We start from the raw sequence: 15,092 nt of genomic DNA, 5'->3' as shown, positions 1-15,092 counted from the left end.
TTCGCTATTAGCCTGTTGTGCGTCTAGGGTAGAAAATGGTTCGAAGATAGGTGAAAATGGTTGCTCGATAGCAAACAGATTCCTACGTATAAGCAACAGCTTTCTCTCCCTGATCAAGTTGAAAACAATCTACAATTACGATAACAAGTAAGCGCTTACGATGCGGTGCAACGTTGAAGGAGGCCGATGATGAATCCTGTAGTGGAACCTAAACGAAAACGAATTAATTTTTCTATAAGCTTACGATATCGCTTATTGCTTTATGCTGCGCCATTTTTAGTGCTTGTACTCATTTTTAGTTACTTCCCGTTGTACGGTTGGACGTATGCCTTTTTTAATTATCGGGTTGGATTTCCGTTATTTGAAACTGAATTTGTAGGGTTTAAATGGTTTACCTCGATTATATCCAACGAGTATCAGGTGCAAGAGGTTGTTCGTGTAATGAAAAACACGTTCGGAATTAGCACACTTGGCTTATTGACGTCTGTATTTCCAGTTATCTTTGCGATATTTCTCGTTGAAATTCGCACCAACTGGTACAAGCGCTTGGTGCAAACGTTAACGACGCTGCCGAATTTTATTAGCTGGGTATTAGTGTATGCCATTGCCTTCATGCTTTTTTCCGTCGACAGCGGCATTATTAATAAGCTTATGATCAGCTTGGGACTCCAATCACAGCCCGTCAATTATTTGGCCTCGTCCGAGCATATATGGCTGAAGATGACGCTATGGTCACTGTGGAAGGGGCTTGGCTGGAGTGCGATTCTCTACATTGCTGCGATTACCTCCATTGATCAGGAGCTATACGATGCAGCGAAGGTAGATGGGGCGGGGAGATTCCGGTTAATGTGGCATATTACGCTGCCAGGTGTCATGTCCACATTCTTCGTCTTATTGCTGCTATCGATTGCAAACTTTATTAACAACGGTCTTGAGCAGTACTTCGTATTCCAGAACAGCTTGAACAAGGACACCATTGAAGTGCTGGACCTGTACGTATACAACACGGGATTAGTGGGCTACAACTTCTCGTTTGCTACGGCCGTAAGCATGCTGAAGTCACTCGTCAGTATCTTTCTATTATTTGTTGCCAATCAGCTATCCAAATGGGTGCGGGGCGAATCGATTATTTAGCAGCTGCTAGAAAGGAGCAGGTAGCATGAAGCAAAGCTTTAGTGACCGATTGTTTAACGTATGCAATTATATTGGGTTTGGCATATTTACGCTAATCTGTATATTTCCATTCTATTACCTATTCATCCAAACGATTAGTGATAATTCGTTGAGTGCAAGCGGTCAAGTCACGTTTTATCCCAAGGGTATTCATTTTAATAATTATGTAGAGGTGTTGAAGGTAAAGGGGCTATCGAATGCAGCACTCGTGTCGGTTGCCCGAACCGTACTCGGTACGATTGGTACTGTCATTGGCTCTGCATTTCTCGGTTATTTGTTTACAAAGAAAAAGATGGCTGGGCGAGTATTTTGGTACCGCTTTGTCATCGTAACAATGTATTTTAATGCAGGTATTATTCCGTGGTTCATCATTATGATGAATTTGAATCTAACAAATAATTTCTGGGCGTACATTCTACCAGCCATCGTCTCACCATTTAACGTCATTCTTGTAAAAACGTTTGTGGAATCATTGCCTGAGGCGCTTGAAGAATCAGCAGAGATGGATGGAGCAGGGACGATTCTCTTATTTACTCGCATTGTCTTTCCACTCATTGTACCGATTGTAGCAACCATTGCGATATTTTCAGCGGTTAATCAATGGAATTCGTTTATGGATACGGTGTTCCTGATGACCAACGACAAGCTATATACATTGCAATTTGTCCTTTATAAATACTTAAATGAATCGAATTCACTGGCTGCAATTATTCGTTCAGGACAGGGAATGGAAAATATCGATCTTTCTAAGCTGCAAACGTCAACCTCGATTCGAACGACTGTAGCGATGATTGTGGTTACTCCGATCTTGCTCGTTTATCCGTTCTTTCAACGTTTTTTTGTAAAAGGCATTATGATTGGCGCAGTAAAAGGCTAGTCAGCAGCCCATAGCGATGGCTCCAATCTTTAATAGAGGGGGGTGATTCCCACACCAAGTAATGTCATTAGGTTTTCAATAAGAAGGGAGTATAGAGTATGAGAAAAAAAACTAGAAGAACATGGCTTGTCTTGCTTTCATCAATGCTTGTGCTATCGATGCTGGCTGCCTGCAGCTCAAAAAACAATGATCCGCAGCCAATTGCTTCAGCTAATAACCCAGGCACGACTACGGAAGGGGACACAGATAAGCCTCAGCGTGAAGAAATAACGATTGACGTCTTTTCTATGCTGTCGAACTTCTCTGGTGAGCAAACAGGCTGGTTCGCTCATGTACTGAAGGAAAAGTTTAATGTAAAGCTAAATATTATCGCATCTAACCTTGAAGGCGGCGGTGATATTAAATTCCAATCGATGATGGCTGCTGGGGATTTGGGTGATCTTGTCGTATTCGGGGCGACAGACAGCAAATATTTGGATGCCATTGCTGCCGGCATGCTGCTAGATTGGACGAAGGATGGCCTCGTGGATACGTACGGAAAAAACATGCAGCAATATGCACCGAAGGCACTAGAAAAGAATAAAGCACAATTTGGCGGCGGAACAAGCATTTATGGCATTGGCAATGAGGTAGGAGCTGAGTCAGATGGCCCGTCCGAGGCACTAGAGTTAAATTATCATCCCAATCTGCGCTGGGATCTATACGAGCAGCTTGGTCGTCCAGAGATTAATACGATGGAAGACTATTTACCTGTACTGAAAGCGATGCAGGAGCTTCAGCCGAGGAGCGACAGCGATAAGCCAACGTATGCTTTCTCGATGTGGAGCGACTGGGATGGCAATATGATGATGAACACAAAGGCTTGGGCAGGTATGCATGGCTATGAGGAAAGCGACGGCTTTAACCCAGGCGGCTTTACACTTGTATCAGCAGATACGGAAGATGTTCAAGGCATATTAGATGAGAACAGCTACTATATGCGCGGTCTTCGCTTGTATTTTGACGCGAATCAAATGGGCCTCGTTGATCCAGACTCGATTACGCAAAACTTTGATGAGGCTGTTAATAAAATGAGAGATGGCCAACTGCTATTCTCTTGGTTCTCCTGGTTTGATGACGCGTATAATACGCCTGAGCGCATGGAGGAAGGCAAGGGCTTCCACCTCGTTCCATTCAACGAAGCAAGATCATATTCCTATGGCTTTGATCCGTACGGAGGGAATCGAGTATGGTCCATTGGTTCGAAGGCCGAGCATCCAGAACGTGTGATGGAGATCATTGATTGGTTGTATTCTCCTGAAGGTAATATGACAGCGAACTATGGTCCAGAGGGTATGGCTTGGGAGCTTAAGGATGGAAAGCCTGTTCTTACTGCACTTGGAGAAGAAGCATTTCCAGCTAACAAAACACCAATACCTGATGAATTCGGTGGCGGTGTATGGGATGATGGCCGTAATCAAATTAATAACACTACCTTTAAGAGCACGATGATTAATCCGGATAATGGTGATCCTTACGATTACTCATTATGGACTTCTACGCTTGCTAAGGATCCAACGAAGCTAGAGGAAAACTGGAGATCGGTCATGGGAGCATCGACTGCGGTGGAATGGTTTGTCAATAACGATAAAATAGCCGTTCAAAAATCGATCTACACGGGTCAGCCTTATGTAGAGATGACCGATGACCTTAAGCAGAAGCAAGGTCAGGTTGCTTCGGTAATTAAGGAATACTCATGGAAGCTCATTTATGCTAAGGACGAAGCGCAATTTAATCAATTGAAGGATGAGATGATTAATAAAGCGAAGGGTCTAGGCTATGATGATGTTGTTGAATTTAATAAAGAGCAGCATAAAGTAGTGTTCGAACTACGTAAAAACTCTTAAGTTAGATAAAGAAAGTATGGCGATGACCATACTTTCTTTTCTCTATTTTCAAGCAAATAGAAGTTGTTTACAATAGTAGTAAATATATACATATGGAGTGATTGCTTCGATGAAATCAGTTTCGCGTATCAAGCAGTTTTTCAAAAAAGGGACATTGAGGCGCACGCTCATTATTTATTTGCTTATCGCATGCTTAATTCCTCCATCCATACTAGCTGGATATACGTACAGCTCGATGCATTCAATACTCCAGCATAAAATATCTGCTGGAATTGAAGCGAGTTTAAGGCAGGAAGCGATGGGGATTGAGAATTTATTGAGCAATCTTGATTTTGTCTCGAAGCAGTTCGCATTAGATGGACAAACCGCTGCTAGAGTAAACGAATATATGAGCACGACGAGCCTATCAGAAAAAGTGGATATGATTGAGCAGATTGAGGCTACTTTTAACGTTGTAAATTTTACGAATCCAAATGTTGGACTTATGGTTTACTATCATGAGAATACTGAGCAGCCGATACTTTTTAACAATCTATCAGTTAGGGAGGATTTTAATATTAATGAGCTGCCTTTATTTGTACGCTACAATGGAACCGCTTACTATGGGCCACATCAGACACAATATAAAAATAGTGAGAATATCGTTTTTTCCTCGATTCGTGAAGTGAGATCTGACAGCAATGATTCCCTCTATATTTATTTAGAATCCAATTACAACATGTTCCGCAAAATGATGAATAATCATTGGTATGGTATGCCTGTCCATCATTATCTGATCTCGGATCAGAAGGAGGTGCTCTTTGCCGATGCCAATGACCCGCCTATTGCAGCAGAGGAGCTGAGCTGGGAGCTAGTCTCTAGTGGCGTGAAGCAGATACAAGGACACTACCTCTTTGGCTACGAGAGCATTCAAGGCTGGAAGCTTGTTATTGCGGTTAATAAGGATGAATATAATCGAGAGATCAATGCTTGGTTTTTAAGAATGGTAGCTTTAGTTCTAGGCTCGCTCATTCTAGCATTGATTATTGCGATGATGATATGGCGAAAAGTATACGGATCTTTAAGACGGATGAACCTAGAAATAATTAAATTAACAGGGGAACGTGAATCTCCTGTTAAGCCGATCGGCATCGAGGAGTTCGATACACTGCTTTATAACTTTCAAGGGATGAAGCATACTGTCAATGAACTGATTGCAGAGGTATCGCAAAATGAGCGCAATAAATCACAGCTGGAAATTGAAAAGCTGCTTAGCCAGATCAATCCACATTTTTTACATAATACACTTAATACGGTGCAATGGATTGCACGTGCTAAAGGACAGGATGATATCGACCGGATCGTCACACTGCTAGTAAAGCTGCTGCACTATAATATGGGGAAAAGCAGCCTAATCGTAACAATTAGACAGGAGCTGGAAGCACTTCAGCATTATATCGATCTCCATAAAATTCGCTACGAGGATGAGCTGAGCTTTAAGCTTGACATAGATGAACAGATGCTAGATGTTAACGTTCCAAGGTTTTTATTGCAGCCACTCGTTGAAAATGCTATCTATCATGGTCGCGGCGAGGAGCATAGCGTGATCGCCATTACGATTAGACCTCATTCGGAGCATGAAATAATGCTTAAAGTGGAGGACAATGGCCGAGGTGTTGATCGAAAAATATTAGAGCAGCTGCTTCCAGCTTCAAAAACGTCTTCTAGCGGCATGGGCATCGGTCTTAGTTACGTTCGACGATTGCTGGAACGCTTTTATGGTGGACGTGGGGTGCTACAGCTAGAAAGCATGGAGGGCGTTGGAACAAGTCTAACTGTCATTATTCCAAATAAGCTGGAGGAGGAGCGGCATGATTAATGCTCTTGTTGTAGATGATGAACGCTTAGTACGACAAGGCTTGCAATCCTTAATGAACTGGCAAGCATTTGATATTTCATTTGTCGGTGAAGCGAAGGATGGCGTGCAGGCGTTGAAATTTTTATCAGAGCAAGAAGTTGATGTCATGTTTGTTGATATTACGATGCCGAATATGAATGGCTTTGAGCTCATTAAGCATGTACAAGAGCGGCATCCACATGTGAATTTTGTCATCTTGACCTGTCATCACGAATTTGACTATGTGCAGGAAGCGCTGCAGCTAGGAGCTATTGATTATATTGTGAAGACACTGCTGAATCGTGACAATGTAGAGGAAACGGCAAAGCGCATCGTCTCAAGGCTTAAGCGGGAGCTTAAACGAAAACAGGATGTACCCACGCTGTACCCAGGCGGTATTTATCTATATTATTATACATCACATTCAGCCTATCATCCTCAGCATGCTCATTCATTGCAAACGGAAGGAAAGAAGCTAGATCCACACTGGTTTCGTTTGCATCCTGGCTATTCAATAGAAAAGCTGGACAATGTAGTTCAGTATGTGGATGTTGTGGTTGTAAAGCTAAGCGCTAGTAAACGAATGAACACGGAGGCAGTCGAGTGCTGGCTAATGGAGCAAGGAGAGCGATTGTTATTCTATAGTGGAGATAGAGATCAATATCTGCATCTGACGGATGCTCAGCTTTCACACTGGATGCAGCAACTTAGCGCATCAAGCAAGGAACAGGAGCAACGCTTTTTTCATGATACGGAAACCTATCGTTGGCTGCTGTACCCACAGGAGTGGGCGAGATGGGTCGAAGAGGTGCTGCAGCTCAAGCCTAGTCCAGCTTATATGCAGCAGCTGTGTCATTACTTTTATCGTCAGGTGCTCCTTACGATGACGATGAGTCATGCAGAGTATGGTGGGAAGCAATTAGATCAGCCGCAAGCGTTGACTTGGAAATGTACAGAACGATGGCTTCAGCAATTTTCTATTTTTTTGCGCAGCAAAATGGGAGATCTATCCTTCTCGCACGAGGTTATGCTTTGCATGATTAAAGCAATTCGTTATATGCATGAGCAAATATCTCTAGAGCTGAATCAAAGTGAGCTTGCCTATCAAGTTGGCATGAGTCGCAGCTACTTCAGCCAATGCTTTAAACGCTTTTTTGGAGTATCCTTTGGCGACGTACTTCGGACGCTCCGGCTGAATGCTGCCAAGCAGCTGCTAATCACGACTCAGCTAACGATCTCAGAAATTGCCAATCGCGTTGGCTTTGTTGATCACAAGTACTTTAGTCGAGCATTTAAAGCGCAGCTAGGCGTGTATCCGACAGAATATCGCTCACTTCATGCGGAGGAGTTGAAGTGATTATGGTGAGCAGATGGCTTGCTGTTGTAGCGATCATATATGTCGCTGTATGTAGTACTGGCTGCACTCGCGCCTCTAGCATAGAAATAGCACAGAATAGTGAACTGCTTTATGATGAGCCAATTCTGCTTCGAGTCCCTTATTCATACTCTGATATCGAGCTTCCGGAGGGTGATGTTGGTGATGATAATTTTGTAACACGCTATATATTGGAGAAAACAGGCATTGAGGTTCAATATAGCTGGGAGGCAAGCGGAGAAGAGCAATATCATACGATGCTAGAGCTAGCCATACGCAGCAATGACTTACCTGATGCATTTATCGTTAATCGGCAGCAGCTGTTTCAGTTGGCGGAAAGAGGACTAATTGAGCAGCTGGATGACGTTTATGAACAGCATGGCTCCCCTCTCGTAAAGTCGATCTATGAGTCGACAGGTGGAAAAGCGTTAGAGGAAGCGAAAATCGATGATAAGCTATTCGGACTGCCCAATGTTGGCATAGAGGCAGATGCGCCAACGTACTTATGGGTTAGACAGGATTGGCTTGATAAGCTGAGGCTTGAACCGCCTAGAACACTACAAGACATTGAGAATATTGCAATGGCGTTCGTGCATCGTGACCCCGATGGTAATAAGGAGCACGACACCTATGGACTCCCCGTTGACAAATCGCTTGTCTATCAGCAAAAAACCGGAGTGTTGGGACTAGACTCTTTTTTCGCAAGCTTTCACGCTTTCCCGCAAAATTGGATCGTCAATCAAGAAGGACATCTTGTGTACGGATCGATTCAAGCTGAATCGCGTGCAGCGCTTGAGAAGCTGGCGGAATGGTATGAACATGGAATTATTGATCGTGATTTTATGCTGCGTAAGGATGCGAGCTTGCTCGTAACGCAAAATCAAGTGGGGATGATTTTTGCACCGTGGTGGGCGCCCTTCTGGCCGTTAAGTGCATCGGTATCACTGGATACGAAGGCAGAGTGGAAGGTTTATATGGCGCCGTTAGATGCTGGGGGTCAATTTACAACGAAGTCTGCGCCGATAACGGACCGCTATCTAGTCGTTCGTAAAGGCTACCCGTATCCCGAAGCCGTAGTGGCACTTCTTAATCTGTTCACAGCCTTGGAGCGCTATGACAACATAGAGGATGAAGCTAGTAAAGAAATACGAAGTATAGCAGCACAGCAGGGTGTACAGCTGCGTAATTACTATTCATTTGATCTGCTGCTGGACGATCCAGATGGCGTGGTAAAGCGTTATGAGATGCTGCAGCAGCTGTTAGCAGAGGAACTAACCGAGGAAGAGCTGACGCCTGAGCTGTCAAGGCTGTACCAATACGTTGTGCAGGAGGAGGAGCAGCCGAAGAAGGATATGGAGGCATGGAGTGTAGCTGAGGCCTATATGCAGGGAGGGGAAATATCGAAGCAGCCGATGATAAAGCTAGAGAGCTACAGCATTGAGCATTTGCCGGCTTATTCGACTTATTGGGAGCAGCTTCTTGAGCTAGAGATGAACTATTTTCTAATGATGATTACAGGAGAGCTGCCGATTAGCAGCTTTGATAAGTTTGTAGAAGAGTGGATGAATCAGGGTGGAATACATCTAATGAGAGAAGCAAGTGAAGCGTACGAGCAGCATAAGTACAGCGTAAAGTAAGCTAATAATAAGTGTCGATAATAAATGTAAAGCTGCGGGCTAATTGCTGCCCGCAGCTTTACCTGTTGCTTCTGTCGTTTCATTTAACAATGAGAAGAATAATTCTTGACCCTATTAGTATAAAAATCATATGATGGCTGAACAACAGCATAAAAATATAACTAGGCGCGTGTACGTGTGTCTAGTGCAGCTCTAAGTATTGTCCCAAGCTATAGCTTGCTGTCCGAGCTCAGCGAGATGGCGATTAATCGTTGAATACGGCTTGCTTCCAAAAAATCCGCGGTATGCAGCAAGCGGAGAAGGATGGACCGATTCAATAATGATATGATGAGCGGCGATAAGCTTTTTCTTCGCTTGCGCAGGCTTGCCCCATAGCACAAAGATGACAGGGTTTTCTCTTTTGCTAAGCAGCTGAATGACTTCATCGGTGAAAACTTCCCATCCTTTTCCTTGATGCGAGTTCGCTTCACCAGCACGTACGGTCAGTACAGTATTGAGCAGCAGCACGCCTTGTCTTGCCCACCCCTCGAGGTTACCGTGCTGTGGTGCAGCTATGCCGAGGTCGTTCTCCAGCTCCTTAAACATATTTCTAAGTGATGGAGGAAGTTTTACGTTAGGTTGAACCGAGAAGGCAAGTCCATGTGCTTGTCCTTCACCATGATACGGGTCCTGTCCCAAAATAACGACTCTTGTATCAGAGTAATCCGTTAGCTCTAATGCGCGAAATAAATGATCTTGCTTTGGATATATGTTCAATGTACTGTACTCTGTTATAATAAATTGTTGTAATTGCTTATAGTATGGCTTTAATTGCTCCTGCTGCAGTAATTTTCCCCATTCATTGCTAGGTAGCTGCATATGCTGTAATCCCTCCTGACAAATCTAATTGAACAATACTATAGGTAGCTAGGAGAATCAACCCTATAAGAAGGCAAAGGAGGCGTCAATATGAGCTTTTTGGATAAATTAAAAAGCGGTGTATCGGAAGCAGGTACGAAAGCGAAAATACTCGTCGAAATTAATAGGCTAAAATTAATCAATGTTGGCAAACAAAACGAAATTAGCGGATTGTATAAGGAAATTGGGGAGAAGGTAGCACTTGCAGCAGAAGCAGGTCAAGAGCTGCAGCTATCGTTTTTTAGCCACCAGCTTGAGCAAATATCAATACTTAAAACAGAAATAGAGCAAAACCAATTGAAAATGTTGAATTTAGCAGATGACAAGCAGTGTCCGAGCTGCAATCGCAGTAATCCGATTGATGCGATTGGGTGTGTGCATTGTAATGCAAGCTTTATCGTTCAGGAGCATTCAACGATTGAGCCCCAATATATCGAGCTGAACCATCCAACGAAGCAAGCGCGGCGAGATGATGAGTAAGGTGGTTCGTGTGAATAGAAAGCGATATATATATCGATATACCTGCCATGAGCAGGAGCTAGCCTTATGCAGCTTGGAAATTAGGCAAATGCTGCGTGTAGAGCCAAGCTGGTATCAATCAACGGCAGTCATAGATAGCGAGCTAGAGGTTTCTCCGCAAAGAAGCCCATATGTAAAATACCGACTGGAAGTGTTGCTCAGTGCTGAAAGCTACGAAGACTTGCTCCATGAAGCAGCGGAATTACAGCTACAGGAAGTATATAAGATTACTGCGCTTGAGGTGATCCAAGACGGTAACGCGAGTAAGCTGCCTTACGAGCTGAGGAGAAGGATGGAGCGGGAGCTTGGGACCGCGATTGGCGGCAGCATTCATCTTAAGTCCCCTGATGTTTGGCTAGGCGTCATACAGCTCGAGGGAGAGTGGCTGCTCGGCATATACGAGCAACATGCTGGCAAGTGGCAGCAATATGATCGCAAGCCAAGACACTACTCTACTGCGTTAAGTACACGCGTTGCACGTGCAGTGGTCAATACACTACTGCCTCAGCTGGATTCAACGGTAACACTGCTTGATCCTTGCTGCGGCATCGGAACGGTCTTGCTACAGGCCTGCGATCAAGGAGTCTCTGCAAGAGGCTATGATATTAATCCACTCGCAGTCGTTGGTGCCCGTGAGAATATGGCTGCCTTCGAGTTTAGCTGCAGCATCGGCATTGCCGATATGAGAGAGCTGCAGGATGTTTACGATGTCGCGGTGCTGGATTTGCCGTACAATCATTGCTCCGTGCTGCCGGAGTCCGAGCGTAAAGAGATGCTGCAGGCCTTGAGCAAATTAGCGAAAAGAGCAGTGATCGTCTCTGTCGAGCCAATCGAGCATGAGCTGCAGGCGATTGGAGCTACGATTATCGATGCTGGACAGGTGCAGAAAACTCATTTCAAGAGAGATATATGGCTTGTACAGTTTGATCACTAGCGTTAGGGATACACGCTCGAGTCATTTTTATTACACTAGAAATGCCCATCACGATTAGAAGTCTAAACGTGATGGGCATGTTGTTGTTGCAGATGTATCAGGTTGGATGTAGCTGAAGCTTTTCAATATTATACCGGGAGCTCAGGAACGATAAGCGCGACGGCGGTACATATTAGCACGATGCACACAAAGATGCCATCGTAGGCAGAGAAGCTAGTGATATAATAATAGGTTCGCTTTTGTTGAAATTGCTTAGCTTCCATTGCAATACCGATGCGATGGGCTCTGCGGATCGCCTGTGCAATTAGTGGAATGCTATACAGCTTTATCATCTGATAGATTTTAGCAAAGCCGCGATCTGCTTGAACTCGCCGTATACGTAGTGCTCGTCTTCGTAATTGAACCTCTTCGATCATGTAAGGTACGAGGCGCAGCCCTGCAAGAAACGCATACGCATACTTAGCTGGTAAGCGAAGCTGCTGCATAAATGAATAAAGCAGCTTTACAGGTGGTGAGGTAAGCAGCAGCAGTAAGCTGATGATGCCGATTAGTAAGGACTTCGTTCCGATCATCATACCCGAATGAATACTTTCATGGGAGATCTTTATGATCCACCATTGCCAGATGATATCATTTCCTCTGCCGAATAACGTCAAGGTGATACCCGAGGACAAGCTGGATATGAGGATCGGAATATGAAGTAAGGCAACCTTCCGCGCGGGGAAACCACTGCTAGACCAGAGCACGATACTAAGGCAAATGATATAGCCAACATATAATCCAATGGCGCGACTGAAAAATACAAACAGCATGATAGCGAATAAGGCAACAAATTTTAATGAAGGATTACAGCGATGTAGCCAGGTTTGTTTGTTAGGTGTGAACCAGTTGAGTAAGCTGTTCATCGTCTGCCTCCTTAGAATATAGCGCTTGTGCTGGTGAACATGTCGTTAACGTACCATGCTCAATATGCCAAATTTGTGTTGCAAAGCGCCTCATAATTTGCTCATCATGCGTTATCATCATAATCGTTACGCCACTAGCCTGTAGCTGCTGCAGCCACTCAAGCATAATAAAGGTGCTGCGTGCATCTTGACCGAAGGTAGGTTCATCCAGTAATAGTATGGAACGATTTTCGACAAGTGCTGTCAGCACGCTTAGTCTACGCTTCTGTCCGATGCTTAGCTCATAAGGATGTCGGTCAGGCGGTACGCTTAATTGAAGCTGCTCGAGTGCCGCTGAAGCTTCAAGCGTTAGCTGCTGAAGATCGATTCTGCTCTTGCGTTGTTTAGGAGCAAATAGCCTTTTTATCCAATGTTCGCCTTGCTCCTTCTCTGTTCGTTCCTTATCATACTTGACGATAAGTGAATGCGTAACCTCATCAATGATTCGATCTGTAATGAATTGCAGCTCAGGATTTTGAAAGACATAGCTCATTGAAGGAGGTATGTCCTCGCCCACGTCCTCACCTTGGATGCGATAGCTGCCATTAGAGGCTAGCAAGCGTGCCAATGCGAACAGCAGCGTGCTTTTACCAGCCCCATTTTTACCTCTTATCGCAATCCAATCTCCTTGCTGAGCAGCGGCATACGGTACATCGAGTGAATACGCTCCGCGTTTAATCTTAAAGTTTTGCAGCTCGAGCAATGGTTGGCTACCGCTAGTGTTTGGTTGAGCTTGCAGCTCGGCAGTAGCTTCAGCTCGGAATGCTAAGCTTGGTGAGTCCGATTGATAAGAAAAATACTCCTCCCATATATTCGGATACCATATCCCCTCCTGCATTAAAAATGACTTCTGCTCTGCAAATACATGAGACGGGTGGCCATCAGCAATAATGTCACCTTGACGGTTTAACACAACGACACGATCAAACCAGTCAAGAATACCGTCAATATGATGCTCAACGACAATGACGGTATGCTGCGCTAACGTGCTACGGATCGTTTCCCATATATATTGCTTGCCCTCAGGATCTAGCAGGGCAGAAGGCTCATCAAGAAATACAACATCCGGCTTAAGAAGCAATACCGCCGCAAGAGCAAGACGCTGCTTCATCCCTTGTGACAGCTCTGCAATCGGAGTATGTAGCTTGGGCAAGTGCAGCTGGACATGCTCCAGAGCTTCCTCAATGAGCTGCTTCATCTGCTCTTGTGGGATTTGTTGATTTTCAAGGACAAACGCAAGCTCCTCATCGACATAGCTCATGCAGAATTGCGTGTCTGGGTCTTGAAAGACAAAGCCCCAGCTCTCTGGCTTTGTAATTTGCTCTGCCAGCAGTGGGATTTGGACTGCTCCTGGTATAATGCCGCTAATAATTTGTAAAAGCGTAGACTTGCCACAGCCGCTAGGTCCAAGCAGCAGTAGTTTTTGACCATGAGGGATGGAAAGGGTGAGATCGTTGAATATAAGCTGCTTTTCCCCACTGTACTTGGCTCTCAGCTTCGTAACACCTATCGCTTTATTCGTCATCCGTTAAACTCCTTCTTTACTGCTTAAGGTTGTCAATTTCTGAATAGTCAATTGGTCGAATTAACGAAGTGACCTTCGTTTTTTCTAGCGCAAGCACGATATAGTAGGCGAAGATTCCTGTAAAGATAAAGGCGCTAATGACACGTAATCCGTACTTCACGATTAATGCCCATGTTTCCAATTCAGCGTAACCATAGCTTAGATCTAGCAGGAAGCCGCCAACGCAGGACATGATGCCTGCTAATCCTGCAACTGCAATTGAAAATTTGCGATATCGGAATGCTAGGAAGACGAGCTCAGCTCCAAGACCTTGAATTAATCCGTACATTAGAACCTCAAAGCCGTTACCGACTAACGCGGATAGACTTGCACCTGCAACACTTGCCAATAGCGCTGCCCCAGGCTTGCGAATAAGAAGAGCAGCAAATGGACCGACCATAAACCACATACCATAAATTAATTGACGCAGCGTTGGCATTAACGGCTTCACTACGCTGTATAGATCGTCCCAAAACTTCATGATTACTCCAAATACGATACCTATCACTATAATGACAACGATGTCTACTAAACTAAGTTTTTTCATGTTTTGACTCCTCCAACATTGTTTTGTATGCACAAAAAAACCGTCTGGATATACGCAGACGGTCAGAAAATCCCTCTTTTTCTAAACACCCATTCTCTACGCTGGTATTATCCAGTTCAGATCAACGGTCAGTAGCGGGGTAATAGCTACTATCTCAGCCTGTTTCCACAAGCACCCGGACGGTTTATATGCAACTGTGATCTAATGTACTATACATTTCCAAACTTGACAACTGTATATTAAGAAATTGTAAAGGTTGAGGAATGTTTATAGCTCGTCGGGATGGCGGAAATTAGCCATCTGCTCTAACAGCTCGTGAGGCTGCTCCGCGACAAGATTAAGTGCAGCGTAGCGCCCTTTTAAGAATTGCTCCTGTACCATATGATCAAACAGATGGATTAGCGGGTTGTAGTAGCCTTTAACATTCAATAGACCGCATGGCTTTTTGTGCAGCCCAATTTGACTCCATGTAATGACTTCAAAGTACTCCTCCATTGTCCCAGCACCACCAGGCATAGCAATAAAGCCGTCGGATAGATCCATCATTTGATGCTTACGCTCATGCATTGAATCAACCTTAATAAGCTTGGTAAGCTGCTCGTGGGCAATTTCTCGATGTGCCAGATGATGAGGGATTATGCCGATAACCTCTCCGCCAGCTTGTAACACAGCGTCTGCAACCGCCCCCATCAAGCCCGTGCGCGAGCCACCATAGACGAGACCGATGCCACGTTGAGCAAGCTCATTACCTAATGCAATAGCAGCTTGTTCATAGTCAGAAGAAGCTCCAATACTGGAGCCACAGTATACAGCAATACGTTTCATAGCAACTCTCCATTCTACATTAGGATAGGTTTAGTATA

At 44.5% G+C, this 15,092-nt stretch carries 13 protein-coding genes and 1 riboswitch; of the genes, 8 read left to right on the top strand and 5 right to left on the bottom strand.

Going from position 1 to position 15,092, the window contains the following annotated elements; all coding sequences use genetic code 11:
- Nucleotides 1-189 precede the first annotated feature (189 nt).
- The 6 genes from M3180_RS03315 to M3180_RS03290 all read left to right on the top strand — a co-directional run bounded on the left by M3180_RS03315 (nt 190) and on the right by M3180_RS03290 (nt 8,824).
- Nucleotides 190-1,134, top strand: coding sequence for an ABC transporter permease (locus M3180_RS03315; RefSeq protein WP_251665797.1), 945 nt, complete (start codon nt 190-192; stop codon nt 1,132-1,134).
- Between the two features lie 25 nt (nt 1,135-1,159).
- A complete protein-coding gene (locus M3180_RS03310) occupies nt 1,160-2,050 on the top strand; it encodes a carbohydrate ABC transporter permease (protein WP_251665796.1) in 891 nt (296 codons plus the stop codon).
- 98 nt (nt 2,051-2,148) lie between these two features.
- A complete protein-coding gene (locus M3180_RS03305; RefSeq protein WP_251665795.1) occupies nt 2,149-3,936 on the top strand; it encodes a type 2 periplasmic-binding domain-containing protein in 1,788 nt (595 codons plus the stop codon).
- A 109-nt stretch (nt 3,937-4,045) separates the two neighbouring features.
- Entirely contained in the window at nt 4,046-5,794 is a 1,749-nt protein-coding gene (locus M3180_RS03300; protein WP_251665794.1) for a sensor histidine kinase, read from the top strand.
- Entirely contained in the window at nt 5,787-7,169 is a 1,383-nt protein-coding gene (locus tag M3180_RS03295; protein WP_251665792.1) for a response regulator transcription factor, read from the top strand. Before M3180_RS03300 ends, M3180_RS03295 begins: the two co-directional genes overlap by 8 nt.
- A 2-nt stretch (nt 7,170-7,171) precedes the next feature.
- Nucleotides 7,172-8,824, top strand: a complete 1,653-nt coding sequence (locus tag M3180_RS03290) for an extracellular solute-binding protein (RefSeq protein ID WP_251665790.1) — start codon at nt 7,172-7,174, stop codon at nt 8,822-8,824.
- Nucleotides 8,825-9,016: 192 nt separating this feature from the next.
- Here M3180_RS03290 and M3180_RS03285 read toward each other — a convergent pair whose 3' ends face one another.
- Nucleotides 9,017-9,682 (bottom strand): uracil-DNA glycosylase, encoded by a 666-nt coding sequence (locus M3180_RS03285; RefSeq protein WP_251665789.1) that lies wholly within the window; start codon nt 9,680-9,682, stop codon nt 9,017-9,019.
- Between the two features lie 90 nt (nt 9,683-9,772).
- On the opposite strand from M3180_RS03285, the gene M3180_RS03280 reads away from it, so the two are divergent.
- A complete protein-coding gene (locus M3180_RS03280) occupies nt 9,773-10,201 on the top strand; it encodes a zinc ribbon domain-containing protein (protein WP_251665787.1) in 429 nt (142 codons plus the stop codon).
- A gap of 10 nt (nt 10,202-10,211) precedes the next feature.
- The gene (locus M3180_RS03275) at nt 10,212-11,174 is read left to right on the top strand and encodes a TRM11 family SAM-dependent methyltransferase (RefSeq protein WP_251665785.1); all 963 of its coding nucleotides are present in this window, start codon (nt 10,212-10,214) and stop codon (nt 11,172-11,174) included.
- Nucleotides 11,175-11,302: 128 nt separating this feature from the next.
- Here the strand turns inward: M3180_RS03275 and M3180_RS03270 are convergent, their stop codons facing one another.
- The 4 genes from M3180_RS03270 to M3180_RS03255 all read right to left on the bottom strand — a co-directional run bounded on the left by M3180_RS03270 (nt 11,303) and on the right by M3180_RS03255 (nt 15,054).
- Complete coding sequence (locus M3180_RS03270) at nt 11,303-12,079, bottom strand: energy-coupling factor transporter transmembrane component T family protein (protein WP_251665784.1); 777 nt, start codon at nt 12,077-12,079, stop codon at nt 11,303-11,305.
- Complete coding sequence (locus tag M3180_RS03265; RefSeq protein ID WP_251665783.1) at nt 12,048-13,643, bottom strand: ABC transporter ATP-binding protein; 1,596 nt, start codon at nt 13,641-13,643, stop codon at nt 12,048-12,050. Before M3180_RS03265 ends, M3180_RS03270 begins: the two co-directional genes overlap by 32 nt.
- Nucleotides 13,644-13,659: 16 nt before the next feature.
- Nucleotides 13,660-14,229, bottom strand: a complete 570-nt coding sequence (locus M3180_RS03260) for an ECF transporter S component (protein ID WP_251665781.1) — start codon at nt 14,227-14,229, stop codon at nt 13,660-13,662.
- A gap of 76 nt (nt 14,230-14,305) precedes the next feature.
- A riboswitch (TPP riboswitch) is annotated at nt 14,306-14,418 on the bottom strand.
- Between the two features lie 78 nt (nt 14,419-14,496).
- A complete protein-coding gene (locus M3180_RS03255; protein ID WP_251665779.1) occupies nt 14,497-15,054 on the bottom strand; it encodes an LOG family protein in 558 nt (185 codons plus the stop codon).
- Nucleotides 15,055-15,092: the final 38 nt, after the last annotated feature.

Origin of the sequence: Paenibacillus camelliae, assembly GCF_023715345.1 — a bacterium.
Taxonomy (GTDB): domain Bacteria; phylum Bacillota; class Bacilli; order Paenibacillales; family Paenibacillaceae; genus Pristimantibacillus; species Pristimantibacillus camelliae.
The sequence above is the reverse complement of the archived record's forward strand: the minus strand, read 5'-3'. Positions and strand labels throughout refer to the sequence as shown.

Excerpts from the sequence above, each read along its gene's own strand:
- M3180_RS03315 (WP_251665797.1), top strand. The coding sequence starts at position 190 with ATGAATCCTGTAGTGGAACCTAAACGAAAACGAATTAATTTTTCTATA.
- M3180_RS03260 (WP_251665781.1), bottom strand. The coding sequence starts at position 14,229 with ATGAAAAAACTTAGTTTAGTAGACATCGTTGTCATTATAGTGATAGGT.
- M3180_RS03285 (WP_251665789.1), bottom strand. The coding sequence starts at position 9,682 with ATGCAGCTACCTAGCAATGAATGGGGAAAATTACTGCAGCAGGAGCAA.
- M3180_RS03310 (WP_251665796.1), top strand. The coding sequence starts at position 1,160 with ATGAAGCAAAGCTTTAGTGACCGATTGTTTAACGTATGCAATTATATT.
- M3180_RS03280 (WP_251665787.1), top strand. The coding sequence starts at position 9,773 with ATGAGCTTTTTGGATAAATTAAAAAGCGGTGTATCGGAAGCAGGTACG.
- M3180_RS03295 (WP_251665792.1), top strand. The coding sequence starts at position 5,787 with ATGATTAATGCTCTTGTTGTAGATGATGAACGCTTAGTACGACAAGGC.
- M3180_RS03290 (WP_251665790.1), top strand. The coding sequence starts at position 7,172 with ATGGTGAGCAGATGGCTTGCTGTTGTAGCGATCATATATGTCGCTGTA.
- M3180_RS03265 (WP_251665783.1), bottom strand. The coding sequence starts at position 13,643 with ATGACGAATAAAGCGATAGGTGTTACGAAGCTGAGAGCCAAGTACAGT.
- M3180_RS03305 (WP_251665795.1), top strand. The coding sequence starts at position 2,149 with ATGAGAAAAAAAACTAGAAGAACATGGCTTGTCTTGCTTTCATCAATG.
- M3180_RS03270 (WP_251665784.1), bottom strand. The coding sequence starts at position 12,079 with ATGAACAGCTTACTCAACTGGTTCACACCTAACAAACAAACCTGGCTA.
- M3180_RS03300 (WP_251665794.1), top strand. The coding sequence starts at position 4,046 with ATGAAATCAGTTTCGCGTATCAAGCAGTTTTTCAAAAAAGGGACATTG.
- M3180_RS03255 (WP_251665779.1), bottom strand. The coding sequence starts at position 15,054 with ATGAAACGTATTGCTGTATACTGTGGCTCCAGTATTGGAGCTTCTTCT.